This window comes from Klebsiella sp. CN_Kp106 (genome assembly GCF_040064575.1).
Classification (GTDB): Bacteria; Pseudomonadota; Gammaproteobacteria; order Enterobacterales; family Enterobacteriaceae; genus Klebsiella; species Klebsiella michiganensis.
The window spans coordinates 47007-72273 of sequence record NZ_JBEAIG010000057.1; the positions used below are offsets into that span (position 1 = coordinate 47007).

At 56.8% G+C, this 25267-nt stretch carries 25 protein-coding genes; 16 read left to right on the top strand and 9 right to left on the bottom strand.

Going from position 1 to position 25267, the window contains the following annotated elements; genetic code table 11:
• Positions 1–154 precede the first annotated feature (154 nt).
• Entirely contained in the window at positions 155–2119 is a 1965-nt protein-coding gene (locus tag ABLU96_RS19965) for a U32 family peptidase (RefSeq protein WP_064404834.1), read from the top strand.
• An 11-nt stretch (positions 2120–2130) separates the two neighbouring features.
• Here the strand turns inward: ABLU96_RS19965 and ABLU96_RS19970 are convergent, their stop codons facing one another.
• From ABLU96_RS19970 to ABLU96_RS19985, 4 genes are all read right to left on the bottom strand, one after another.
• Positions 2131–2364, bottom strand: coding sequence for a DUF2554 family protein (locus ABLU96_RS19970; protein ID WP_004850586.1), 234 nt, complete (start codon positions 2362–2364; stop codon positions 2131–2133).
• Positions 2365–2533: 169 nt separating this feature from the next.
• Entirely contained in the window at positions 2534–2659 is a 126-nt protein-coding gene (locus ABLU96_RS19975) for a DUF2474 domain-containing protein (protein WP_004850587.1), read from the bottom strand.
• Positions 2659–3669, bottom strand: coding sequence for a cytochrome d ubiquinol oxidase subunit II (cydB, locus tag ABLU96_RS19980; RefSeq protein ID WP_064375247.1), 1011 nt, complete (start codon positions 3667–3669; stop codon positions 2659–2661). Before cydB ends, ABLU96_RS19975 begins: the two co-directional genes overlap by 1 nt.
• The gene (locus tag ABLU96_RS19985) at positions 3669–5066 is read right to left on the bottom strand and encodes a cytochrome ubiquinol oxidase subunit I (RefSeq protein WP_064404841.1); all 1398 of its coding nucleotides are present in this window, start codon (positions 5064–5066) and stop codon (positions 3669–3671) included. The genes cydB and ABLU96_RS19985 overlap by 1 nt, the downstream gene beginning before the upstream one ends.
• Positions 5067–5851: 785 nt before the next feature.
• On the opposite strand from ABLU96_RS19985, the gene ABLU96_RS19990 reads away from it, so the two are divergent.
• From ABLU96_RS19990 to patD, 6 genes are all read left to right on the top strand, one after another.
• On the top strand, positions 5852–7264 hold the full coding sequence (locus tag ABLU96_RS19990) for a PLP-dependent aminotransferase family protein (protein WP_004850592.1): 1413 nt from the start codon (positions 5852–5854) through the stop codon (positions 7262–7264).
• Positions 7265–7707: 443 nt separating this feature from the next.
• Complete coding sequence (ydcS, locus tag ABLU96_RS19995) at positions 7708–8853, top strand: putative ABC transporter substrate-binding protein YdcS (protein ID WP_014838383.1); 1146 nt, start codon at positions 7708–7710, stop codon at positions 8851–8853.
• Between the two features lie 19 nt (positions 8854–8872).
• Complete coding sequence (locus tag ABLU96_RS20000; protein ID WP_047723840.1) at positions 8873–9883, top strand: ABC transporter ATP-binding protein; 1011 nt, start codon at positions 8873–8875, stop codon at positions 9881–9883.
• A 1-nt stretch (position 9884) separates the two neighbouring features.
• Positions 9885–10814: an ABC transporter permease gene (locus ABLU96_RS20005; RefSeq protein ID WP_042945096.1), complete on the top strand. Its 930-nt coding sequence runs from the start codon at positions 9885–9887 to the stop codon at positions 10812–10814.
• The gene (locus ABLU96_RS20010; protein ID WP_064404844.1) at positions 10804–11610 is read left to right on the top strand and encodes an ABC transporter permease; all 807 of its coding nucleotides are present in this window, start codon (positions 10804–10806) and stop codon (positions 11608–11610) included. The genes ABLU96_RS20005 and ABLU96_RS20010 overlap by 11 nt, the downstream gene beginning before the upstream one ends.
• A gap of 22 nt (positions 11611–11632) precedes the next feature.
• Positions 11633–13060, top strand: coding sequence for an aminobutyraldehyde dehydrogenase (gene patD, locus ABLU96_RS20015; RefSeq protein ID WP_032749217.1), 1428 nt, complete (start codon positions 11633–11635; stop codon positions 13058–13060).
• A 356-nt stretch (positions 13061–13416) separates the two neighbouring features.
• Here patD and ABLU96_RS20020 read toward each other — a convergent pair whose 3' ends face one another.
• Entirely contained in the window at positions 13417–13539 is a 123-nt protein-coding gene (locus tag ABLU96_RS20020) for a small membrane protein (protein WP_004138919.1), read from the bottom strand.
• Positions 13540–14098: 559 nt separating this feature from the next.
• Between ABLU96_RS20020 and ABLU96_RS20025 the strand changes: the two genes are divergently transcribed.
• On the top strand, positions 14099–14383 hold the full coding sequence (locus ABLU96_RS20025; RefSeq protein ID WP_014229236.1) for a hypothetical protein: 285 nt from the start codon (positions 14099–14101) through the stop codon (positions 14381–14383).
• Between the two features lie 52 nt (positions 14384–14435).
• Here ABLU96_RS20025 and yncL read toward each other — a convergent pair whose 3' ends face one another.
• On the bottom strand, positions 14436–14528 hold the full coding sequence (gene yncL, locus ABLU96_RS20030; RefSeq protein WP_004101822.1) for a stress response membrane protein YncL: 93 nt from the start codon (positions 14526–14528) through the stop codon (positions 14436–14438).
• A 197-nt stretch (positions 14529–14725) separates the two neighbouring features.
• Between yncL and ABLU96_RS20035 the strand changes: the two genes are divergently transcribed.
• The 3 genes from ABLU96_RS20035 (at position 14726) to ABLU96_RS20045 (ending at position 17078) form a co-directional block, all read left to right on the top strand.
• Positions 14726–14899 (top strand): GhoT/OrtT family toxin, encoded by a 174-nt coding sequence (locus ABLU96_RS20035; protein WP_004850604.1) that lies wholly within the window; start codon positions 14726–14728, stop codon positions 14897–14899.
• A gap of 71 nt (positions 14900–14970) precedes the next feature.
• Positions 14971–15741, top strand: a complete 771-nt coding sequence (locus tag ABLU96_RS20040) for an alpha/beta hydrolase (RefSeq protein ID WP_025107890.1) — start codon at positions 14971–14973, stop codon at positions 15739–15741.
• Positions 15742–15821: 80 nt separating this feature from the next.
• On the top strand, positions 15822–17078 hold the full coding sequence (locus tag ABLU96_RS20045; protein WP_064405031.1) for a putative acyl-CoA thioester hydrolase: 1257 nt from the start codon (positions 15822–15824) through the stop codon (positions 17076–17078).
• Between the two features lie 3 nt (positions 17079–17081).
• Here the strand turns inward: ABLU96_RS20045 and ABLU96_RS20050 are convergent, their stop codons facing one another.
• Complete coding sequence (locus tag ABLU96_RS20050) at positions 17082–18515, bottom strand: aldehyde dehydrogenase (protein WP_064404845.1); 1434 nt, start codon at positions 18513–18515, stop codon at positions 17082–17084.
• 269 nt (positions 18516–18784) lie between these two features.
• On the opposite strand from ABLU96_RS20050, the gene ABLU96_RS20055 reads away from it, so the two are divergent.
• Positions 18785–20383 (top strand): ABC transporter substrate-binding protein, encoded by a 1599-nt coding sequence (locus tag ABLU96_RS20055; RefSeq protein WP_064404847.1) that lies wholly within the window; start codon positions 18785–18787, stop codon positions 20381–20383.
• Between the two features lie 17 nt (positions 20384–20400).
• Positions 20401–20634: a DUF2526 family protein gene (locus tag ABLU96_RS20060; RefSeq protein ID WP_014229241.1), complete on the top strand. Its 234-nt coding sequence runs from the start codon at positions 20401–20403 to the stop codon at positions 20632–20634.
• An 8-nt stretch (positions 20635–20642) separates the two neighbouring features.
• Here the strand turns inward: ABLU96_RS20060 and ABLU96_RS20065 are convergent, their stop codons facing one another.
• A complete protein-coding gene (locus ABLU96_RS20065) occupies positions 20643–21092 on the bottom strand; it encodes a DMT family transporter (RefSeq protein ID WP_064404849.1) in 450 nt (149 codons plus the stop codon).
• Positions 21089–21607 (bottom strand): GNAT family N-acetyltransferase, encoded by a 519-nt coding sequence (locus ABLU96_RS20070; protein WP_014838395.1) that lies wholly within the window; start codon positions 21605–21607, stop codon positions 21089–21091. Before ABLU96_RS20070 ends, ABLU96_RS20065 begins: the two co-directional genes overlap by 4 nt.
• Before the next feature lie 511 nt (positions 21608–22118).
• Between ABLU96_RS20070 and ABLU96_RS20075 the strand changes: the two genes are divergently transcribed.
• The 3 genes from ABLU96_RS20075 to ABLU96_RS20085 all read left to right on the top strand — a co-directional run bounded on the left by ABLU96_RS20075 (position 22119) and on the right by ABLU96_RS20085 (position 25255).
• Positions 22119–23414, top strand: coding sequence for a porin (locus ABLU96_RS20075; protein WP_025107884.1), 1296 nt, complete (start codon positions 22119–22121; stop codon positions 23412–23414).
• A gap of 162 nt (positions 23415–23576) precedes the next feature.
• Entirely contained in the window at positions 23577–24152 is a 576-nt protein-coding gene (locus ABLU96_RS20080) for an XRE family transcriptional regulator (protein WP_025107883.1), read from the top strand.
• Between the two features lie 65 nt (positions 24153–24217).
• Positions 24218–25255, top strand: coding sequence for an NADP-dependent oxidoreductase (locus ABLU96_RS20085; protein ID WP_025107882.1), 1038 nt, complete (start codon positions 24218–24220; stop codon positions 25253–25255).
• Positions 25256–25267 lie beyond the last annotated feature (12 nt).

The window sequence follows — 25267 nt, forward strand, 5'->3', positions numbered from 1 at the left end:
AGGCACTTTTTCTGGGAAATATCTTTTCCTTCAATGCTTTGCTAAAAACTGAAAATTCCTTCCGCGGCGGCGATGGAAAATGTTTTGGCCTGCGCCAGGTTCTGACTACAATAGCCGCCATTTCGACCCCCCTATAATGGATAACGACGAGCGTATGCGCCTGCAAAACCATCATCTTGAACTACTGAGTCCTGCCCGCGATGCCGGGATCGCCCGTGAAGCGATTTTACACGGCGCGGATGCGGTCTACATCGGCGGGCCGGGCTTTGGCGCGCGCCACAACGCCAGCAACAGCCTGAGCGATATCGCCGGTCTGGTACCGTTTGCCCATCGCTACGGCGCGAAAGTGTTCGTGACCCTGAACACCATTCTTCATGATGATGAGCTGGAGCCGGCGCAGCGCCTGATAACCGACCTGTATGAAACCGGCGTCGACGCGCTGATTGTCCAGGATATGGGGGTCATGGAACTGGATATTCCGCCGATTGAGCTGCACGCCAGCACCCAGTGCGATATCCGCAGCGTTGAGAAAGCGAAATTTCTCTCCGACGTCGGCTTCAGCCAAATCGTGCTCGCCCGCGAGCTGAATCTTCAGCAGATCAAAGCGATTTACGATAACACCGACGCGACCATTGAGTTCTTCATCCACGGCGCGCTGTGCGTGGCCTATTCCGGCCAGTGCAATATTTCCCATGCTCAGACCGGGCGCAGCGCCAACCGCGGCGACTGCTCGCAGGCCTGCCGTCTGCCCTATACCCTGAAAGATGACCAGGGCCGCGTGGTGGCGTATGAAAAGCACCTGCTGTCGATGAAAGACAACGATCAGACCGCCAACCTGGCCGCGCTGATCGATGCCGGGGTACGTTCCTTCAAGATTGAAGGCCGCTACAAAGATATGAGCTATGTGAAGAACATCACCGCGCACTATCGCCAGATGCTCGACGCCATCATTGACGATCGCGGCGACCTGGCCCGCGCCTCGGCGGGGCGTACCGAACACTTCTTTGTTCCGTCAACGGATAAGACCTTCCATCGCGGCAGCACCGACTATTTTGTCAACGTGCGCAAAGGCGATATTGGCGCGTTTGACTCGCCGAAGTTTATTGGTCTGCCGGTGGGGGAAGTCCTGAAAGTCGGTAAAGATTTTCTCGACGTTGAGGTGAGCGAAACGCTGACCAACGGCGACGGCCTGAACGTGATGATCAAACGTGAAATCGTCGGCTTTCGCGCCAACACGGTGGAGAAAACCGGCGAAAACCGCTATCGCGTATGGCCGAACGAGATGCCCGCGGATTTACACAAAGTTCGTCCGCATCAGCCGTTAAACCGCAACCTCGATCATAACTGGCAGCAGGCGCTGCTGAAAACCTCCAGCGAGCGCCGCATCGCCGTCGATATCGAACTGAGCGGCTGGCAGGAGCAGCTGGTCCTGACGATGACCAGCGAAGAGGGCGTGAGCGTCACCCACACGCTGGACGGCGAGTTTGCCGAGGCGACCCAGGCGGAGAAAGCGCTGGCGAACCTGCGCGATGGCGTGGCGAAGCTCGGCCAGACCCTTTACTATTCGCGCAACGTTGAGATTAACCTGCCCGGCGCGCTGTTCGTGCCAAACAGTCTGCTGAACCAGCTGCGCCGTGAAACGGCGGAAATGCTTGATGATGCGCGTCTGAAGGCCGTGGTGCGCGGCAGCCGCAAGCCGGTTTCGGTGCCGCCGCCGGTCTATCCGGAAACGCATCTGTCGTTTCTGGCTAACGTCTACAACCACAAAGCGCGCGAGTTTTATCAACGTTACGGCGTCCAGCTGATCGACGCCGCCTATGAAGCTCATGAAGAGAAGGGCGACGTGCCGGTCATGATTACCAAGCACTGCCTGCGCTTTGCCTTCAACCTGTGTCCGAAACAGGCCAAAGGTTCGATTAAAAGCTGGAAAGCGACGCCAATGCAGCTGATCCACGGCGATGAAGTGCTGACGCTGAAGTTTGACTGCCGCCCATGCGAAATGCACGTGGTCGGCAAGATAAAAAACCATATCCTGAAAATGCCGCTGCCGGGCAGCATCGTGGCGTCCGTGAGTCCCGATGAGCTGATGAAAACCCTGCCGAAACGCAAGGGCGCCTGATAACGAAATCGCTACTGGTAGTGATGCATTTTTGGTTTCCGCGCATTCTGCCAGTGGTGCTGCTCGCGCAGGTCGGAGGCGGCGTCTTCCGCCTGGCTGCGCAGCTCGTCGCTATCGGCTTCGTGCTGTAACTGCTGTTCGAGACTCTGTACCGGGAAGAAATCGTGTCCGTGCTGGCGGGCCAGCACGTGCCCGGAAAACAGGGCGCACGCCAGCAGTAATGTTGAAACGCTTCTTCTGAACATCTCTTTTTCCATGCTATCGGCGAATGGGGCTACTATGCCAGGGGCTGGGTGAGATTATTACGTCGGTTGGCAAAGAAGCGAAAAGCCTTTGTCAGCATCGCCTGACGGATGGCGAAAAAAAGCCCGATGGTGTCGCCATCGGGCCGAATAACATTACGTGACGGGCGGATCAGGCCTTCAGCCCGGCGGCCGTCATCAGCAGCCGAAATCCCATGCTTACCGCCGCCAGCGCCAGCACGCTGCCTCCCCACAGGACCACCATCCATAACGTGCGCTTAAGCCATACTCGTTGCATCAGTGATACCCCTCGCCGTGTTGAACTTTGCCGCGAAAAACGTAGTAGCTCCAGAAGGTGTAGCCGAGGATCACCGGCAGAATAAGCAGCGCACCAACCAGCATAAAGCCCTGGCTTTGCGGCGGCGCGGCGGCCTGCCAGAGGGTGATGCCCGGTGGAATAATATACGGCCAGATACTGATCCCCAGCCCGCTAAAGCCGAGAAAAATCAGCCCCAGCGTGAGGACAAACGGCAGCAGGTGGCTGGCGCTGTTGCGCAGTGCTCGCCACAGCCAGGCGCTTAACGCCGCGACCAGCAGCGGTACCGGCAGCAGGAAGAAGAGATTTGGCAAGCTAAACCAGCGCTCGGCGACGGCCGTCTGCGCCAGCGGGGTCCAGATGCTGATGGCGACAATTACCGCCAGCAGCGCCAGCAGCAAACCGCGCGCGGTCACGCGCATATTGCGGTGGAGCGCATTCTCGCTCTTCATCACCAGCCAGCTGGCGCCCAGCAGCGCATACGCAATGCACAGTCCCAGGCCGCAGAACAGGGTAAACGGCGTAAACCAGTCAAACATCCCGCCGCTGAAGCTGCGGCCGCTGACCGCGAAGCCGTTGATCACCGCGCCGACGACCATCCCCTGGGTGAAGGTGGCCAGAATCGAACCGCCCATAAAGGCGCGATCCCAGAACGGGCGGTGCGATGGCGTCGCGTTAAAGCGGAATTCAAAAGCGACGCCGCGGAAAATAAGCCCGATCAGCATCAGGGTAAGGGGGATCGCCAGCGCGTCGATAATTACCGCATAGGCCAGCGGAAAAGCGCCAAACAGGCCCGCGCCGCCGAGTACCAGCCAGGTCTCATTGCCATCCCAGACCGGCGCGACGCTGTTCACCATGACGTCGCGATCCGCCGCGTCCCGCGTGGTACTGAATAAAATGCCAATGCCCAGGTCGAAGCCGTCCATCACGATATACATCAGGGTGGCGAAGACGATGATGACAAACCAAATAACCGATAAATCGATACCCATTACCAGGACTCCTTCTGCTGTACATGGTCCGTTGCGGCGGAAAGCGGGCGGGCAGGCGTACCGGAGCCAGGCGGCTGAGCGTCCTGCGGCCCTTTGCGAATCAGACGCAGCATATAGCTATAACCGACGCCGAATACCGAAGCGTAGACGACGATAAACGTCAGCAGACTGATGGACATATGCAGGTCGCCGTGAGCGGAGACGGCATCTGCGGTACGCTGTACGCCGTAGACGACCCACGGCTGGCGGCCCACCTCGGTGGTCACCCAGCCCGCGAGGATAGCGATAAGCCCCGATGGCCCCATCCATAGCGCAAAGCGTAAAAAGGGTCGGGAGTGATAGAGGCGACCGCGATAGCGCAGCCACAGGGCCAGCGCGCCGAGCAGGATCATCAGCATGCCGAGGCCGGCCATCAGACGGAAGGACCAGAACACGATGGTGGCGTTAGGGCGATCTTCCGCCGCGAACTCTTTCAGCGCGGGAACCTGTTTATCCAGGCTGTGGGTGAGGATCAGGCTGCCGAGGGCCGGGATTTCCAGACCATAGCGCGTCCGTTCCTGCTGCATATCCGGCCAGCCGAACAGCAGCAGCGGGGTGGGTTCTCCGGGGATATTCTCCCAGTGACCCTCGATAGCGGCGATTTTCGCCGGCTGGTGCTTGAGCGTATTCAGCCCGTGCATATCGCCAATCATGGCCTGAACCGGGGCGACAATCAGCGTCATCCACAGCGCCATGGAGAACATCGCGCGAACGGCGGGCGTGTTGTTGCCGCGCAGCAGGTGCCAGGCGGCCGATGCGCCGACGAACAGCGCGCTGCTGAGAAAGGCCGCCACCGACATATGCAGCAGACGGTAGGGAAACGACGGGTTAAAGATAACCGCGAACCAGTCCACCGGCACCACCTGGCCATTGATGATCTCAAACCCCTGCGGCGTTTGCATCCAGCTATTGGACGCGAGGATCCAGAAGGTGGAGATTATCGTCCCCAGCGCCACCATGCAGGTGGCGAAGAAGTGCAGGCCCGGCCCGACGCGGTTCCAGCCGAACAGCATGACGCCGAGGAATCCGGCTTCAAGGAAGAAGGCGGTCAGAACTTCGTAGGTCAGCAGCGGGCCGGTTATGCTCCCGGCAAACTCGGAGAATCCGCTCCAGTTGGTACCAAACTGGTAGGCCATGACCAGACCTGAGACCACTCCCATGCCGAAGTTGACGGCGAAAATTTTCGACCAGAAGTGGTAGAGCGAGCGCCAGGTCGGGTTTTTCGTTTTTAACCATAAGCCTTCGAGAACCGCCAGGTAGCTGGCTAACCCGATGGTGATGGCGGGGAAGATGATATGAAATGACACGGTGAAGGCGAACTGGATCCGCGCCAGGTGGAATGCATCAAGACCGAACATGCAGAACTCCGCAATAAAATTGATTCAGCGCAATTCTAGGCCTCCGCTATGGCGGATAGCAGGAACAGAAACCCTGTTTTTATCTATAACAGTTATGGATTTGAGTTTCGGTTATCTTGTGATAAATCCTTTTTTTCTAAAATCAAGCTATTTCACACCCGCGGATAGTATGTTATTTTAATTAGACGTTAGCGCTGCAAGTCAGCATTTAAACGTTCCTTTGGGTAAGCAATATTTATATATCTATTATAAATATAGATGTGCTGAATAATTCATAAATTGTGTATCAATCCTACAATAAAATAATTGATTGTTTTTACTGCACGCACGTATGCCTTCATTAACGCTGGTTTCGTATGCTGTGGGTTTTAATCTGGGATTTTAACTCAGCCTGATTTGAGCGCTGAGTTAAGGATATGTTTAATACATACCCGTAATTTTATGGGTTGTTATTGGATAGTGTATTTATTGATTATATTTTACAGAGGATGTGATTGTGTCGACTAATGGACTTCGTAGCTTATGTACTGTTTTGTTAATTATGACTTTTTTCTGGATACTGGTTGTTAGTGGGATGGTTATGCTATTTTAAATAATAGCTTATCGTTTAATCACCTGAGTTTATTCTGCATCAGGTGGATATATGAGCAATAAACGAATGGCTTAGCTGTAAGTAATTCGTGCTATCGCCAATGCCAATCTTTGTAAATAGGTCAGTATATAAATACTGGCCTATTTTATAAACTGATATACAATTATGCTGACATTTTCTTGCGGATTGTTATATGAAAAAGTACCAGCAGCTGGCGCAGCAGATTACCGAACAGATTGGCCTTGGGGTGTGGTTACCCGGCGACCGGCTGCCCTCACTGCGTGAACAGGTGGTCAGCAGCGGGATGAGTTTCATGACCGTCAGCCACGCCTACCAGCTGCTGGAAAGCCAGGGCCGGATCATTGCCCGCCCGCAGTCCGGCTATTATGTCGCGCCGCAGCCGATCAAACAGCGCCAGCCTGAGCCGCCCGCCCAGGTGACGCGCGATGAGTCCGTTGATATCAACACCTACATTTTCGAGGTGCTGCAGGCCAGCCGTCAGGCGTCCATGCTGCCCTTTGCCTCCGCTTTTCCCGATCCGCGCCTGTTTCCGCTGCCGCAGCTTAACCGCTCTCTGGCGCAGGTCAGCAAAACCGCCACCGCCATGAGCGTGATTGAAAACCTGCCGCCGGGGAATGATGAACTCCGCCATGCCATTGCCCGCCGCTACGCGCTGCAGGGAATGAATATCTCGCCGGATGAAATCGTCATCACCGCCGGAGCGCTGGAGGCGTTGAACCTTAGCCTGCAGGCCGTTACTGAACCGGGCGATTGGGTCGTTGTGGAAAACCCCTGCTTCTACGGGGCGCTGCAGGCGCTGGAGAGGCTGCGCCTGAAGGCGCTGTCGGTGGCGACCGATGTCAAAGAGGGCATTGACCTCGACGCGCTGGAGCAGGCGTTGCAGAATTACCCGGTTAAAGCCTGCTGGCTGATGACCAACGGGCAAAATCCGCTCGGCTTTACCCTCAGCGCGGAGAAAAAAACGCAGCTGGTCGCGCTGCTGGCGCGCTACAAGGTGATGCTGATTGAAGATGATGTCTACAGCGAGCTCTATTTCGGCCGCGAGAAACCGCTGCCGGCAAAGTACTGGGATCGCGACGATATGACGCTGCACTGCAGCTCTTTTTCCAAGTGCCTGGTCCCCGGGTTCCGCATTGGTTGGGTGGCGGCGGGCAGGCACGCCCGACGCATTCAGCAGCTACAGCTGATGAGCACGCTCTCAACCAGTTCACCCATGCAGTTGGCGCTGGTGGATTACCTCTCGACCAAGCGCTATGACGCCCATTTGCGGCGTTTGCGCCGCCAGCTTGCCGAGCGCAAGCAGCTGGCCTGGCAGGCGCTGCTGCGCCATCTGCCCGCAGAGGTGAAAATCCATCATAGCGACAGCGGCTATTTTCTCTGGCTTGAGCTCCCCGCCGGGAGCGACGCGGGGGAGCTGAGCGCCCGCGCGCTGGCGTATAATATCAGCATTGCGCCGGGGAAAATGTTCTCCACCTCCGCCAGCTGGACCGCATTTTTTCGCTTTAATACCGCGTGGGGCTGGGGCGAAAGAGAGGAGCAGGGGGTTAAGCGGCTGGGCGAACTGATTCGCGAGATGCTGGCGTAGCTGGGATGGCGGTCCGCTTGCCCGGGCAGGGGAAGTTTATTGGCGCCCGGGCAAGCGCAGAATATCCCTGACCGGTCCGGCCGCCACCCGGCAAAAAACCGCGGCGGCAGAGAAAACGGTTTTTTCATTTATCCGGGGTTTTGTTTATATCCAGCGGTTATCACTTTCCTTAAAAATATGCCGCTGACGCAGGCTGAATATCATGCCCGTTATTATTGTTTCGCGGTAAACCATATGAAATTTGCATAGTCATATTAACTCGCTAACCGCTTGTCTATAATCCGCAAAGTCAGCCCGTGTCGCACGTTTTGTGCGTAATGCGCCCCTTGTCACAACCTGAATAAATTTCCCCGGGAGGCCATAGCGCGCCGTCTACTGTTATTAAGGGAGATATTTTTACGGCATGGCTGCCGCTCATTTTCTTGTGACAGGAGTAAGACCCGATGAGCAAAAAAATTGCCCGTGGCAGCCTTTGCGTGCTGGGTATGGTTTGCCTGACGGCGCAGGCCGCCGAGCCGCCGACATCTCTCGATAAAGGCGAAGGCCGTCTCGATATTATCGCCTGGCCGGGATATATCGAACGGGGACAGACCGATAAAAGCTACGACTGGGTAACTCAGTTTGAAAAAGAATCCGGCTGTCAGGTCAACGTCAAAACCGCCGCCACGTCCGACGAGATGGTCAGCCTGATGGCGAAAGGCGGTTATGACCTGGTCACCGCGTCCGGCGACGCCTCGCTGCGCCTGATTATGGGCAAGCGCGTGCAGCCGATTGACACCGCGCTGATCGCTAACTGGAAGTCCCTCGACCCGCGCGTGGAAAATGGCGCGTGGTTCAACGTCAACGGTAAGGTTTACGGCACTCCCTACCAGTGGGGGCCGAACCTGCTAATGTACAACACGAAAACCTTCCCGACGCCGCCGGACAGCTGGAGCGTGGTGTTCGTCAAACAAAACCTGCCGGACGGTAAAACCAACCTGGGCCGCGTGCAGGCCTATGACGGGCCGATTTATATTGCCGATGCCGCGCTGTTCGTCAAAGCCACCCAGCCGCAGCTGGGTATCAGTGACCCCTATCAGCTTACCGAAGCGCAATATCAGGCGGTACTCAAGGTGCTGCGCGATCAGCACGCCCTGATTCATCGCTACTGGCACGATACCACCGTACAGATGAGCGATTTTAAAAACGAAGGCGTCGTGGCCTCCAGCGCCTGGCCCTATCAGGCCAACGGTCTGAAGGCGGAAGGTCAGCCGATTGCGACCGTTTTCCCGAAAGAGGGCGTCACCGGCTGGGCGGATACCACTATGCTGCATAGCGACGCGAAACACCCGGTCTGCGCCTATAAATGGATGAACTGGTCGCTGACGCCGAAAGTGCAGGGGGATGTCGCGGCCTGGTTTGGTTCGCTACCGGTGGTACCTGAGGGGTGCAAAGCCAGCGCGCTGCTGGGGGACAAAGGCTGCGAGACCAATGGTTACAACGAATTTGCCAAAATCGCGTTCTGGAAAACGCCGGTAGCGGAAGGCGGGAAATTTGTTCCCTATAGCCGCTGGACCCAGGATTACATTGCGATTATGGGCGGTCGTTAAGTCGCCGGAGGCGAAGAACATGCACGCGGTAGAGTTCGATAATGTTTCGCGGCTGTACGGCGACGTGCGGGCGGTGGACGGCGTCAGCATCGCCATTCGCGATGGCGAATTTTTCTCCATGCTGGGGCCCTCCGGCTCCGGCAAAACCACCTGCCTGCGCCTGATTGCCGGGTTTGAACAGCTTTCGGGCGGCGCCATTCGCATTTTTGGTAAAGCGGCCAGCGAACTGCCGCCGTGGCAGCGCGACGTGAATACGGTGTTCCAGGATTACGCGCTGTTTCCTCATATGTCGGTCCTCGATAACGTCGCCTACGGGCTGATGGTCAAAGGCGTCGGTAAGAAAGCGCGGCATGCCCGCGCGCTGGAGGCGCTGGAGAAGGTCGCGCTCGCGTTTGTCCACGCGCGCAGGCCATCGCAGCTTTCCGGCGGCCAGCGCCAGCGGGTGGCGATCGCCCGCGCGCTGGTGAATCAGCCGCGCGTCCTGCTGCTGGATGAGCCGCTCGGGGCGCTGGATTTAAAACTGCGTGAACAGATGCAGCTGGAGCTAAAGAAACTGCAGCAGGCGCTGGGCATTACCTTTATTTTTGTGACCCACGATCAGGGCGAAGCCCTGTCGATGTCCGATCGCGTGGCGGTGTTTAATAATGGGCGAATCGAACAGGTTGATGCGCCCCAGGACCTCTATTTGCGGCCTAAAACGGCGTTTGTGGCCGGCTTTGTCGGCACCGCCAACGTATTCACCAGCGAGCAGGCGCACAAGCTGTGCGCGATGGCGGGAACGTGGTCGCTGCGCCCGGAACATATCCGGCTGAACGTTGCCGGGGAGATCCAGACGGAGGGCGTTGTGCAGGCGGTGCAGTATCAGGGGGCCGCGACCCGCGTCGAACTCAAGCTGGCGAACGGCGAGAAGCTGTTGGTGAGCCAGGCGAATAGTGATGGTCATGCCGCGCTAAACGCGCCGCCGGTAGGGCAAACGGTGCTGGCTTCGTGGTCGCGAGCGGCGATGGTGCCGCTGGAGAGCGGAGGCTGATATGACGATGGCGATTCCGTCCGCCACCACCGGGCGCGTATCCGCGCTGTTCTGGCGTAAACCCTCGCTGGCCCTGTTTTTGCTTCTGCTTGGCCCGCTCATGTGGTTTGGCATTGTCTATCTGGGATCGTTGCTGACTCTGCTATGGCAAAGCTTTTACACCTTCGACGATTTCACCATGTCGGTCACTCACGACCTGACGCTGGCCAATCTGCAGGCGCTGTTTAACCCGGCGAACTACGACATCATTATTCGTACCCTGACGATGGCGCTGTCGGTGACCGTCGCCAGCGCGATTCTGGCCTTGCCTATGGCCTGGTACATGGCCCGCTATACCCGGGGCAAGATGAAGGCGTTTTTCTACATCGCCGTGATGCTGCCGATGTGGGCAAGCTATATCGTCAAAGCCTATGCATGGACGCTGCTGTTGGCGAAAGATGGCGTTGCGCAGTGGTTCCTGCGCCATCTTGGCCTGGAAAGCGTACTGAGCATGGTGCTGACGATTCCGGCGGTCGGCGGCAATACGTTATCGACGTCCGGACTGGGTCGCTTCCTGGTGTTCGTCTATATCTGGCTGCCGTTTATGATCCTGCCGGTGCAGGCCGCGCTGGAACGCCTGCCGCCATCATTGCTTCAGGCCTCTGCCGATCTGGGCGCTCGTCCGCGCCAGACCTTCCGCTACGTGGTGCTGCCGCTGGCGATTCCCGGCATTGCCGCAGGTTCGATTTTTACCTTCTCCCTGACGCTCGGCGATTTTATCGTACCGCAGCTGGTGGGGCCGCCGGGGTTCTTTATCGGCAATATGGTCTATTCCCAGCAGGGGGCGATTGGCAATATGCCCATGGCGGCGGCGTTTACCCTGGTGCCCATCGTGCTGATTGCCCTTTATCTGGCGTTTGTGAAACGTCTGGGAGCGTTTGATGCACTCTGAACGCGCACCGCTGCTCCTGAAAGTGGCAACCTGGGGAGGGGTGATCTTTCTCCATTTCCCGCTGCTGATTATCGCGCTCTATGCGTTTAATACCGAAGACGCCGCCTTCAGCTTTCCGCCACAGGGCCTGACGCTGCGCTGGTTTAGCGAGGCGGCGGGGCGCGGGGATATTATTGATGCCGTGACGTTGTCACTTAAAATCGCCGCGCTCTCCACCGCTATCGCTCTGCTACTTGGCACGCTGGCTGCAGGTGCGCTATGGCGCAGCACGTTTTTTGGCAGGAACGCCGTCTCGCTACTGCTGCTGTTGCCGATAGCACTGCCCGGCATCATCACCGGACTGGCGCTGCTCACTGCCTTCAAGGCCGTCAATCTGGAACCCGGATTGCTGACGATCGTCGTGGGGCATGCGACGTTCTGCGTCGTTGTGGTGTTTAACAACGTCATTGCCCGCTTTCGCCGGACCTCCTGGAGCCTGGTAGAGGCGTCGATGGACTTAGGCGCTACGGGCTGGCAAACCTTTCGCTATGTGGTGTTGCCCAATTTGGGCTCGGCGCTGCTGGCGGGAGGCATGCTGGCGTTTGCCCTGTCGTTTGATGAAATTATCGTCACCACGTTCACCGCCGGGCACGAGCGCACGCTGCCGCTCTGGCTGCTCAATCAGCTCGGACGCCCGCGCGATGTCCCGGTGACCAACGTGGTTGCGCTGCTGGTGATGCTGGTGACGATGATGCCGATTCTGGGGGCCTGGTGGCTCACCCGTGACGGCGACGTCAGCGCTGAAAACGGAAAGTAAAATATCGATACAGGATAATGCTATGCAAAATAACCTTTTAATTAACGGTAAGTTAGTGGCTGGAGAAGGCGAGACCGTGCCGGTGTTTAATCCCGCCACCGGTGAAGAGATCCTGTCGATTGCTGAGGCCACGGCGGCGCAGGTAGACGCTGCGGTTGAGGCCGCGGATCGGGCCTTTGTTAGCTGGAGTCAGACCACGCCGAAGTTCCGCGCCGAATGTCTGTTGTCGCTGGCGGACGTGATTACTGAACATGCGCAGGCGCTGGCTGAGCTTGAATCGCTCAACTGCGGTAAGCCGCTGCACTGCGTGGTCAACGATGAGCTACCGGCGGTCGCCGATGTCTTCCGCTTCTTTGCCGGCGCGGCCCGCTGTCTGCCGGGCATGGCGGCGGGTGAGTATCTCGAAGGCCACACCTCCATGATTCGCCGCGACCCGGTTGGCGTGGTGGCCTCCATCGCGCCCTGGAACTACCCGCTGATGATGGCGGCATGGAAGCTGGCCCCGGCGCTGGCGGCAGGCAACTGCGTGGTGATCAAACCCTCGGAGATCACCCCTTTAACGGCACTCAAGCTGGGTGAGCTGGCAAAAGACGTTTTCCCGGCCGGGGTGCTTAACGTGCTGTTTGGCCGCGGTGCAACGGTCGGCGATCCGCTGACCGCTCACGCGAAGGTCCGCATGGTGTCGTTGACCGGTTCGATCGCCACCGGCGCGCATATCATCGGCCATACCGCATCGTCGATTAAACGTACGCATATGGAACTGGGCGGGAAAGCGCCGGTTATCGTCTTTGATGACGCGGATATCGACGCGGTGGTGGAGGGCGTACGGACCTTTGGGTTCTATAACGCAGGCCAGGACTGTACCGCCGCCTGCCGGATTTACGCTCAGGCCGGAATTTATGACCAGCTGGTGGAAAAACTCGGCGCCGCGGTCGCCAGCCTGAAGATGGGCCCGCCGGAAGACGAAACGACCGAGCTGGGGCCGCTGAGCTCGCAGGCGCATCTGGACAGAGTCTGCGCCGCCGTCGATGCCGCCCGCGCGCTACCGCATATTCAGGTGGTCACCGGCGGCAGCAAAGCGCCAGGCAACGGTTACTACTATCAGCCGACGCTGCTGGCGGGAGCGAAGCAGGAAGATGCGATTGTCCAGCGCGAGGTCTTCGGCCCGGTGGTCAGTATTACCTCATTTCATGACGAAGAGCAGGCGCTGAGCTGGGCCAACGATTCGCAGTATGGTCTGGCTTCGTCGGTCTGGACCAGGGACGTCGGCAGGGCGCATCGCCTGAGCGCGCGTCTGCAGTATGGCTGCACCTGGGTTAACACCCATTTCATGCTGGTGAGCGAAATGCCGCACGGCGGGCAGAAGCTTTCGGGCTACGGCAAGGATATGTCGATGTACGGTCTGGAGGATTACACCACGATCCGGCACGTCATGATTAAGCACGGATAGGACGCGTTCGTGATAATCGCGAAGCGGACAGATTACCCTGCTAATAGTTAGTCATAGCAAAAAAAGCTAAAACGGAAGCGCTGGTTTATGAGAATATTCTCATGCCCCTTCAAGAGCTAAGCCATAATGAGTGCCGGAGATAAGCGCCGGATGGGGCTGGTACCCCCCAAGGTGCAGGATGCACCCTTAACGGGACACTGCAACGATTGATAATGATTCGTAAGCCCCTGCATGATATGCAGGGGCTTTTTGTTGTTCGGTCGCTGCGGGTTTGTTACTGCGAGTGCGCCTGATATCGTAGCGTCATCAATTTATTACGTATCAGGTCATCTGGTTTTTCGAAAATGATTATCAGACTAACGTTTTGTTTTTTTGCTCGGTAAACTCGCCTGGCGACGTTCGCGAACATAGGAAAAAAGATTATAAATTGCAGCAATGAGTAAAATAAGCGCCACAATGAGAACGGCGATTCCTGACATGTACCACCTCAAAAATAAATGAGTAAAAAACAAGCTTCGCATAACTTGTGATTATGAATGTATGATTTTGTGCTAAATAACGCAAATGATATTTCTTATCATTTAAAACCTGGCGGGGATGTCTGGCTGTCTGCTGCCGTTGTAATCTATTGATGTATAAATAATTTCTAATTATGGGGTCATTCTACTGCAATCCTGTCTGCCCTGGAACCTGCTAATAATGATGATCGCATACCGGCATCGCGTCCAGGCGAGTATAAAGAACAGTAAACAATTCCCCACCTGTATGAAAAGCGCCTTTGTTTTTAACTCTACCGTTAAGCGCTGGTGGTCGTGCCGGGATGATATTAAGGTCCGGCATTAACCCTATTAATAATCATGTTATTGAACGCGGCAGATGAAATTATTATGCCTGCGATCGGCAATATAAATCCGGTGAAATTTATTCGCGCGCGATAATCTTTAGATTCTGTGTAATTGTAATATTTATGTTAAATATTACGCATATCCAGGACGTGGATAAGAGAAAGGACGCAGGTTTGACTTTCTATAGCCGCTCATGCGAACATTCGGCGCAATTTGTTGCTTCGAAGTTGATATTGTTTTGAAAAAAATAGCGTGTTTCCTTTTTGTGGCCTGCGCCACGGCGATGCTTTACGGGAATTTTCCGGCCAAACAGATTATGGGCTGTGAAGAGCAGGGCGTCGCGGAACCGGTCTGCATGGCGGCCGCATGGGATAGTGAAAAAGTCGATCTTTTGCCGGCCTGGAATCCCGACGTCCAGAAGCTGATTACCGCGCAAAAGACCCTGTCTGCTGCGGAGCCGGGGTCTTTCAAATCGTAAAAAAGCAGCCTTCACGGGCTGCTTTTTTAGGTTTCATTGCTGAGTAAAATCGCTAAAACCAACCAAAACGAACGGATAACAGGCCGATAAGCGCAAGTGCCGCGCCGACATTTATCAGAAGGACGGTTTTGCTGGAAACATCCATAACGCCACCTTTATAAATAAGCCTCTACATTTATAGTACGAGCTCAAAGTTTGCGCTATCGGACAAAGACGAATCGGGCGTTTTTCTGAAATTAACCCTGTTACCTGTTTTAAAATACCATAATCTCTGACGCACTCTGGGGGTGCGAAAAGGCATCGCGGTCGGCGAAAATGCCAGTCAGGGAAGGAAGAAGAAAAATGACGTTATACCAGAAAATGCTGATTTTTTACGGAGTTATGGGCTTCATCTGCGCGGTAATCAGCTGGTTCTTAACGAAAGAGAGCCGCTGGATCCGCCTGCTGGCGGCGCTGTTGATTGGTGCGACATGGCCGTTCAGTTTTCCCATGGCGCTGCTGGTCTCCCTGTTTTGAAGGAAAAATCGATGGCTCACTCTTGGTTATGACTGTATAAAAAAACAGTCATCACTCACGGAGCCTTTTCGATGCTTAGTTTTTACTCTTCACAGGCTGGCGCTATAGTGCGCTGGCTCGACCTGCCCGGTCGCGGCGACCCTGTTGTTTTTATCCACGGCCTGGGCTGCGCCTCGACCTATGACTATCCGCGCGTTGCCGCCGACCCGGCGCTGGCCGGGCGGCGAATGATTCTTGTCGATTTACCCGGTTTCGGCTACAGCGATAAACCCGAGTCCTTCGGCTACCGTATTGGCGATCAGGCCGGGGTGGTGGTTGAGCTGCTGGACCGCTTAGGGCTTGAGCGCTGCTATCTATATGGCCACAGCATGGGGGGCAGCGTCGCGATTGAAGCGGCCGAGCGGCTCGCCGGACGGGTGCGGGCGCTGCTGGTGGCCGAGCCTAATCTCTATCCCGGGGGCGGCATGTACAGCAGACGTATCGCCGAACAAACTGAAGAACGCTTTATTGCTCGCGGCTACGCCGACATGCTTTCCGCCGACGCTTCGCCTTGGGCCGGCTGTCTGCAAAACAGCGCCCCCTGGGCGGTGTGGCGCGGCGCGACCAGCCTGGTGAAGGGCGTTAATCCCTCCTGGTTTAGCCGCTTTATCCACTTATCCTGTCCTAAGGCTCTGATATACGGTGAAGATTCGCTACCGGCCCGGGAAGCGACGGATAGCGAAGCCGCCGGGATCCCGCTGCTGGTGATACCCCAGGCCGGGCACTCAATGGCGTGGGAAAACCCATCGGCGCTGGCCCGTACGCTGGCCGATTTTTACTCCACCATAGAGGCAGAAGCCTGATTCGTGATCGCCGCATATAAAAAGAAACTATATTTCATTTATTTTGATATATGGTTTCTTTTATTCATGGCGAGCGTGAAATGCGAAAAATCACTATCCTGGGTATCTCGGCTTTACTCTTTACACCGCTGCTTCTGCAAGGGTGCGCGACGCAAACTCCGCGCGGGACGACCTCCCGTCCGCAGCTTACTGCGGCAGAAGCGGCAACCTTCACCATTGAGCGCTATTTTGCGCAAGGCGGCGCGTTAAGTGCCCCCGATGGCCCCTGGTCGCCATCGCCAGTTCACCTCCCGCAAACCGAGAGTGCGTGGCGCGTGGCGCCGTCGGGAGCGCCGTTCACCCGCATTCAGCAGGCGGTTAACGCGGCAATAGACCAGCATGGGGCGCAGGAGGCGCGCATCTATATCCGCATCGAACCGGGCATCTATCGGGAGACGGTCTATATCCCTGAAGGCGCGCCGCCGATAACCCTCTACGGCGCCGGAGATAGTCCTGAAGAGGTGAGAATTGAGCTGGCAATAGACTCGCAGCTCTCGGTAGCGCGCTATCGCCAGCGGGTAAATAGCCAACAGCAATACCGCGAAGGCGATCCGGCATGGTATCAGTATGCGCTGTGCGCCGGGCGAACCAGCAAGACGATAGGCACCAACTGCGCGGCGGTGGTCTGGTCGCAAAGTGCAGATTTTCAGCTGCTGAATCTCAGCGTAGCCAATAGCCTGCTGGATACCGTCGACGGTGGGACGCATCAGGGCGTGGCGCTGCGGACGGACGGCGATCGCGTGCAGCTGGAGAACGTCCGCCTGCTCGGACGTCAGGACACGCTCTACGTAAATACCAGCAATCGGCGCAATGAGGCGGTAACCGACCGTATCAGCCGGGTATACGTGAAAGACAGCTACGTCGAAGGGGATGTGGACTACGTCTTTGGCCGGGCGAACGCCGTTTTTGATAACGTCCATTTTCACACCGTCTCAACGCGCCGCTCGCCCGAGGCATACGTGCTTGCGCCGAATACGTTGCCGGATAATCCATACGGCTTTCTGGTGAAGAATAGCCGCTTTACCGGTGACGGCGGCTATCAGGGCAACTTCAAGGCGAAGCTGGGCCGCGCCTGGGATCAGGGGGCGGGGAAGACCGGTTATTTAGCGGGTAAAACCGCTAACGGGCAGGTGCTTATTGCCAACAGTACTATCGATCAAAGCTACGATCGGCTTTCCCCCTGGGGCGCTGCGGCCACCACCGCCCGGCCGTTCCGCGGCAACACTTCCGCAGAACGGCAGCTTGATGATGTTGCCTTCAATCGCCTGTGGGAATTCAATAACCGCTGGCAGCCCTGAGGCTTAAAACGGGAGCTCGCGCGGGACCGTTTGCAGCGTTATCCAGCGTAGCTCGGTAAACTCGTCAATTCCCGCGCGTCCGCCAAAGCGGCCGTAGCCTGACGATTTGCAGCCGCCAAACGGCATTTGCGCTTCGTCGTGTACGGTGGGGCCGTTGATGTGGCAAATGCCGGTTTGCAGATTTTGCGCCAGGTTCCACGCCCTGGCGCTGTCCCGGCTGTATATCGCCGACGAGAGGCCATATTCGCTTTCATTGGCGACGGCCAGCGCTTCGGCTTCGTCCTTAACGCGAATAATCGATTTCACCGGACCGAACGACTCCTCATGCCAGATGCGCATTTCCCGGGTGACGCCATCAAGCAGGGTGGCGCGCATTTGCGTCGAATCGGATAGGCCGCCGGCCAGCAGGCGCGCCCCCTTCGCCAGCGCGTCCTCTATCAAGGCATTGCAGCGGGTGACGGTCTTCATGTCCACCACCGGGCCGAGCAGGCTGGCGGGCAGGGCGGCGGCGCGTCTGGCCAGCTGCGCCACAAACGCTTCCGCGACGGTCGCGTCAACGATGATGCGCTCGGTGGACATGCAGATTTGTCCGGCGTTGGCGAATGCGCCAAAAATTGCGCCTGCGGCGGCCTGTTCGAGATCGGCGTCATCCAGCACCAGCAGCGGCGCTTTGCCGCCGAGTTCCAGCACCGCGGGTTTCAGATGTTCGCCGCAGGTGCGGGCGATTATCCGTCCCACCGGCGTGGAGCCGGTGAAATTGATGCGGCGTACGGCGGGGTGGGCAATCAGTAACTCCACCAGCGCAGGCGCGTCGGCGGGGGCGCAGGTCAGATAATTGACCACGCCCGCGGGAAAGCCTGCCGCCGCCAGGGCATCGATAATCAGCCCCTGGGTCGCCGGTGAAAGCTCCGCGCCTTTGAGGATAACCGTATTTCCGCAGGCCAGCGGCGTGGCGATAGCGCGGGTCGCGAGGATTAATGGCGCGTTCCACGGCGCCATGCCAAGCACCACGCCTGCGCCCTGGCGGATGCCCAACGCCAGGTTTCCCGGCACGTTGGAAGGGATCACCTGGCCCTCAATTTGTGTGGTCAGGGCGGCGGCTTCGCGCAGGATATCAGCGGCCAGATGAACGTTAAAACCGGCCCAGTGTGCGGTGGCTCCCGTTTCCGCCGCCATCGCGGCGATAAATTTCGCCTCACGGCGCAGCATCTCTTCCGCGGCCTCCAGCAGGAGACGTCGGCGCTCGGCGGGTACCGTATCGCGCCACTGCGGGAACGCCGCGCCGGCGGCAGCGGCGCAGCGGCGGGCGTCCGCCAGGCTGGCGGCGCTGGCAACGGAGGCGCGTTCGTGCGTGAGCGGATTATCGCGGGTAAAGGTGGCTTGACCTTCAGCATCATGCCACTGGCCGTTGGTGTACAGATTGCAGGTTATTGTCATTATTGGCTTCTCCTGGCGTTACGATTTGCCGAGTGTATCGGGTTGCGCCGCCGCGCGGTGGCGGTCGGGCGGTTATCGCCCGCTTTTTTCGTAACTTTGCGCAGGGTTCACATTTATGAAGAAGTTCGATGACGCCAATTGAGAGGATGTTGAATTTATCGTCGAAAACGCGGTTTTTAGCATAACCTGATAGCAATTGATTATTTGCCGGTTGAATTCTCCTGTGCTGTTATTAAAGGACTTATAACAAATTCATAAGGCTTATAACCATGTCTACAGGGAAAACGTTTCTTGCGCTGGCGTTGAGCGCGCTACTGCCGGCGGCAGGCGCCTGGGCGGCGGGCAACGATACGCTGGTCTATTGTTCCGAAGCTTCGCCGGAATCTTTCAACCCGCAGATTGCCAGCTCGGGCCCATCTTTCGTCGCCAGTGCCCAGGTGCTTTATAACCGCCTGATAAACTTTGACCCGGTCAAAAATACGCCGATTCCCTCGCTGGCCACCGAATGGCGTGTCTCCCCGGACGGTAAAACCTGGACTTTCACCCTGCGTAAGGGCGTGCAGTTCAACAGCAACAAATACTTCAAGCCGACCCGTGATTTCAACGCCGATGATGTGCTGTTCTCGGTGCTGCGGCAGAAAGATGCCAACCATCCGTACCATAATGTTTCCCAGGGACATTACGAATACTTCCACGACGTTGGGCTGGATAAGCTGATCAAAGACGTCAAAAAAATCGATGATTATCACGTGCAGTTTGTGCTGAACGAGCCGAACGCGGCGTTCCTCGCCGACTGGGGAATGGATTTTGCGTCGATTCTGTCTGCCGAATATGCCGATGCGATGCTGAAAAAAGGCACCCCGGAGTATGTCGATACCTGGCCTATTGGTACCGGACCCTACGCGCTGCAGCAATATAAAGCGGATTCGCTGATCCGCTATGTCGCTAACCCGCACTACTGGGACGGTGACGTGCCGACCAAACACCTGATTTTCTCGATCACACCGAACGTTGAGACGCGGCTGGCGAAGCTGCAAACCAATGAATGCCAGATTATCCCCGCGCCGTCGCCGGTACAGTTCCCGGTGATTAAGGGCAATAAAGATCTGGCGCTGCATGCGGTTGAGGCGCTCAACGTTGGCTATCTGGCCTTTAATACCGAGAAAAAGCCGTTTGATAACGTACTGGTGCGCCAGGCGCTGAACTACGCTACCGACAAGCAGGCAATCGTGAAAGCGGTCTTCCTGGACTCCGGCAGCGTCGCGAAATCGCCGATCCCCGCCAATATGCTGGGCTATAAGAAAGATCTGCCTGATTACGACTACGATCCGCAAAAAGCGAAAGATCTCCTTAAGCAGGCCGGGCTGGAAAAAGGGGCCGAGGTCACCCTGTGGTCGATGCCGGTGCAGCGGCCGTATAACCCCAATTCCCGGCGTATTGCCGAGATGATTCAAAATGACTGGAGCAAGGTTGGGATCAAAGCCAAAATCGTTACTTATGAATGGGGTGAATACCTCGCCGGCATGCGCAAAGGCGAGCACGACAGCGCGCTGTTTGGCTGGATGTCTGATAATGGCGATCCGGATAACTTCGCCGGCACCCTGTTAAGCTGCGATAACATTAAAACCGGCTCTAACGTTGCCCGCTGGTGCGATAAATCCTACGATGCGCTGGTGAAAAAGGCTATCCTGGTCAGCGACCCGCAGGCGCGCGCCGGACTCTACGCTCAGGCGCAGGAGATTTTTCAGCAGCAGGCCCCCTGGATCACCCTGGCGACCGGTAACACCTTCTACGCGACGCGCAGCAACGTGAGCGGCTACAGCGTGAGCCTGATGGGCAGCGATTTTTCCAAAGTTAAACTCAATTAAGCCGGAAGGAGAGAAGCATGTCGCATCTGGATGAGGTCGTCGCGCGCGTGGACGCCGCGATTGCCGAAAGCGTTATTAGCCATATGAATGAACTGCTGATCGCGCTGAGCGATGATGCGGGGCTGGGGCGGGAAGAGCGCTACGTTCAGCAGCAGCGTTTGCGTAACGCCATCGCCCACCACGGCCGCCAGCAGCACGAGGAGCAGGAAGCTCGCCGGGAGCAGCTGACCCGCGGCGGCGAGATTCACTAGTTACGCCGCTAGAACTGGCGCCTGGCCACCAGCCAGGCGCCGATAACCAGCATCACCGCCCCGCAGAGCGGGCCAAACAGCGCGCGTAGCGGGACGTGGTGCGCGCGAATCAGATCTATCACTAAGCCCCCAACCAGCTGGCTGGCAATCAATACCGCAATCGTGGTTGCCGCCCCGACGTTCTGATAGCCGCTGATGCTGGCAAAGACAAAGAACGAGCCCAGCAGACCGGGAATAAGCGCCCACCACTTTACGCTGACCGCCAGCTCCTGAAACCCCGCCGCGCCGTGCTTAAGCAGCAGTATTGTCACAAAAATCACGATGCCGACCAGCGAGTTAAGCAGCATGGCGATCAGGATGGTCGATGCGGACTGGGTAATGCGCACCATCAGCGTGTTTTGCAGCACCAGCCCGACGCCAGCGGCGATTAAACAGGCCAGGGTCAGCGTTTGATTCATGCGCTGCCGTCCGGATCGCGGCGATCGTCAAGCTGCAGCTGCATAAAGGTCAGATCCAGCCAGCGGCCAAATTTCGTGCCGACCTGCGGCATCTGCCCGGTGGTGATAAAGCCCAGCGTTTCATGCAGATGCAATGAAGCCTCGTTTTGCGCTTCAATGCCGGCGACCATGACGTGTTTATTCAGCCGTTTCGCCTCGGCGATAAGGGCGACGAGCAGGCTGCGGCCCAGTCCTTTCCCCTGATGATCGGGGTGGACATAGACGGAATGTTCGACGGTGTGGCGAAAGCCGTCAAAGGCGCGCCAGTCGCCGAAGGAGGAGTAACCGGTAATCACCCCGTTTTCTTCGCTCACCAGCACGGGATAACCGGCTATCTGCCGGGCTTCGAACCAGGCAATACGGTTGTCGGTATCGACGGTTTTGTCGTTCCAGATGGCGGCGGTATGGACGACCGCGTGGTTGTAGATTTCAGCGATTGCCGCGCAATCGTCTTTGCTGGCATGGCGGATGCTCATGGTAACCCTCAGGCTTGTACACTATAGTAGTACGATATTATTACAATAATGTACACAAGGCTGTCATCTGTTTTAGCCATAAATTTTTCCTCTGGCCGGCCGGGTCCGTTGTGTGCGATGACTGCGCGACCCTGGCTTGCCTGCGCAGAAACATCATTCGTATTTATATTTCATGATTGGAGGATTTATTAAATATATTACTGTTAATCTGCCGTCATATTTTACATTTTTATTTACCGGATTTGGATTTTCCTGACATGCAGAAAAGAAATTACTTTTATCATAACTCCTTGATTATATTGGTGATGATGTAAATCATTGTGATGGCAGTCCGCTTTTTATTTTCACCCAATAGAACTAGTCTAACCCCTGAAGATATATTTCGGTTAAGCAGAGTGCATGTCGAGAAGTTATTCAATGTGGCTCTGTTGGATTTTATATAACGATATTCTGTTTACACTATTATGCGTATTTATACGCAGGGAATGATTTTGCTAACAAGGGTGAAGCAATGGCGCGTACACAAAATATGAAGAAATTAATGCCGTCAATATTGGCAATGGCCATGGGGGCTATATTGGGCAATTCCGCTATGGCGGCTGAAACCACCGCGCTACAGGCAGCACCGGCTTATACCGCGACGCAGACTAAAGGGGAGACGCTGTGGAGCAATGACGATACGGCAATCGGTATTTTAGGATCCGTACGTTTAATGGCCAAAACGGACTCTAATCATACTCAGGAACATAATATACAGAATAATGACTCGCGGCTGGGGGTTGCCGTGCGGCATAATTTTGACCTGAACGGCCTGAGTAATTATGCCGTCGGTTATTATGAGACCGGCGTTCATGGTTTAGATTCCGCCACCGACGACCAGGGCAATGATGTTTATACCCGGCAGGCTTATGCCGGTATTGGCAATGACCGCTATGGCGTGGTCACCTTCGGCAAACAGTATGCTCCCACGGACTGGGGGCTGGGTATTGATACGACTTATGCCTGGGGCGGTAAAGCGAAACATGATACCGCCGGAATGTCGACGGATATTATTAATTCCGCGGCAATCTATTATTACAATGATAAAAATATGACGATTGGCGTCATGGGGCAAGGCAATGACAACGTCGACAGCATCGGCTTTGCGGCCTACGGCGATGGGCCGAACCTGCATGATGCTTACCGCGATGGTTCAGCCACCGTTCACGGCGGCGCCGCGGTTGCCGCGCAGTACCGTTGGGATAACGGCTTCTCCGTCTCCAGCGCGGTGGCGTATAACAATTACACGGTAAATAGCGGGTCAGTCAGCGGCTGCCAGAATTTTGGCCCGAATGGCCACTGTTTTAATTACACCGATAATAACGGCGATGCCTATGACGGCAATACTTATAGCATGGGCATGAACGCGAAATATACGACAAGCGTTGGCGATCATGCCTGGTATAACGGCGCGGAAGTGACTTATTACCTCAATAAAGTGAATGATGTTACAGCGGCGACCAGCGGCCATTACGAACATAATAACCAGCAGGGGGATGACCAGGAAACGGTTCTCGGTCTGGAATATGACTCGCAATTTAAAATCACCCCGGCCTGGAGCGTCTACGTTGATTTTAACTGGTCGCAGGGCGGCGATGCGATGGAGGGACAGCACTTCCAGTCGACGGTATTGGGTACCGATTACTGGCTGGGGAAAAACGCGGTGACTTATCTTGAATACGGCTACGAAAAAGCCTGGGGCAACGATAATGAAGCGTGGAATATTGACGACAATCTCGGCGCAGTGGGACTGCGCGTCTTTATCTGACGGGCATTTTCTTTTCATTTATGGTCTTGAGGGTGCTTTAGTTAACGGATTGCATCCTTTTCTGCCTTGCCCGGCGGTGTATTACGCCGGGCCTTTTCACGATAATCGCCGCTATCGGCGTCTGGTTGTAGAAACAGTAGGGCTACACTATAGTGTCACGTTATGAATACTATAGAAGACAACCTCAACCAGCGCATCAGCGCACGCATCCGAATCGAGCGGGAATCCCGCGGCTGGTCGCTCAGCGAACTCGCCGAGCGGGCTGGGGCGTCGCGGGCGATGATCCACAAGATCGAGCGCGGCGAAAGCAGCCCGACGGCGTCGATGCTTGGACGACTTTCCGGCGCCTTCGGCATTAGCATGTCGACGCTGATCGCCAGGGCGGAGATGCAGGAAGGCAAGCTGCTGCGTTTTGCTCATCAGCCGGTGTGGCACGATCCGCAGAGCCACTATCTTCGGCGTCACGTTTCCCCGCGTAGCGACCTGCCTATCGATCTGGTGCAGGTGGAACTTCCGGCTGGCAGCGACGTTCCTATGCCCGCGTCATCCTATGCGCTGGCCCGGCAGCTCATCTGGCTACAGCAGGGCGAACTGGTCTTTCTCGAAGGCAACGCGCGCCACGAAATGCAGGCGGGGGATTGCCTGGAGCTCGGGCCGCCGAACGACTGCCGCTTTATTAATGAAACCACGCAGCCCTGCATCTATCTGGTGGTCCGGCTCAATCAATCTGCCTCATAATGTCAATGCGCGTTGCCGGGAAAGCAGCTAGCCTCAATACAGACTTGTCAAAAGAGGAGTTTGTTATGGCTTTCAATCCGCAACGCCACCGCCGCTGGCTGCTGGCATCCCGTCCGCACGGCGAGCCGACCGGGGAAAACTTCCGCCTGGAAGAGGGTGAGGTCGCTTCACCCGGGCCGGGACAGCTACTGCTGCGCACCGTCTTTCTGTCTTTAGATCCCTATATGCGCGGGCGGATGAGCGACGCGCCTTCCTATTCGCCGCCGGTCGCCGTTGGCGCGGTGATGGTGGGCGGCACCGTGAGCCGCGTCGTGACATCAAACCATGATGATTATCAGCCCGGCGACTGGGTGCTGGGCTACGGCGGCTGGCAGGATTATGAACTCTCCGACGGCAGCGGGCTGGTGAAGTTAGGCGAGAGCCCGGAACACCCTTCCTGGGCGTTGGGGATCCTCGGCATGCCGGGCTTTACGGCCTATATGGGGCTGCTGGATATTGGTCAGCCGAAAGCGGGCGAAACGCTGGTGGTCGCCGCCGCCACCGGGCCGGTTGGCGCAACGGTCGGACAGATTGCGAAGCTGAAAGGCTGCCGTACGGTGGGCATCGCGGGCGGCAGCGAGAAGTGCCGCTATGCGGTAGAAACCCTCGGCTTCGACGCCTGCATCGATCACCGCGCGCCCGATTTCGCCGTCAAACTGCTTGAAGCCTGCCCGCAGGGGATCGATATCTACTATGAGAACGTCGGTGGGAAAGTGTTTGATGAAGTACTGCCGCTGCTGAACACCTCGGCCCGCGTGCCGGTTTGCGGCCTGGTCAGCGGCTACAATGCCACCGCGCTGCCCGACGGCCCGGATCGTTTACCGCTGCTGATGGCGACAATCCTCAAAAAACGCATCCGTATGCAGGGCTTTATTATCGGCCAGGATTACGGGCACCGGATTGCCGAGTTCCAGCAGGAGATGGGGCGCTGGGTGCAGGCAGGGAAAATCAAATACCGCGAGCAGGTGGTTGACGGCCTGGAGAACGCGCCGCAGGCGCTCATCGGTCTGCTGAAGGGCGAGAACTTCGGTAAAGTGGTGGTTCGCGTCTCTCCTGACGAGTAGCTTTTTCCCGGC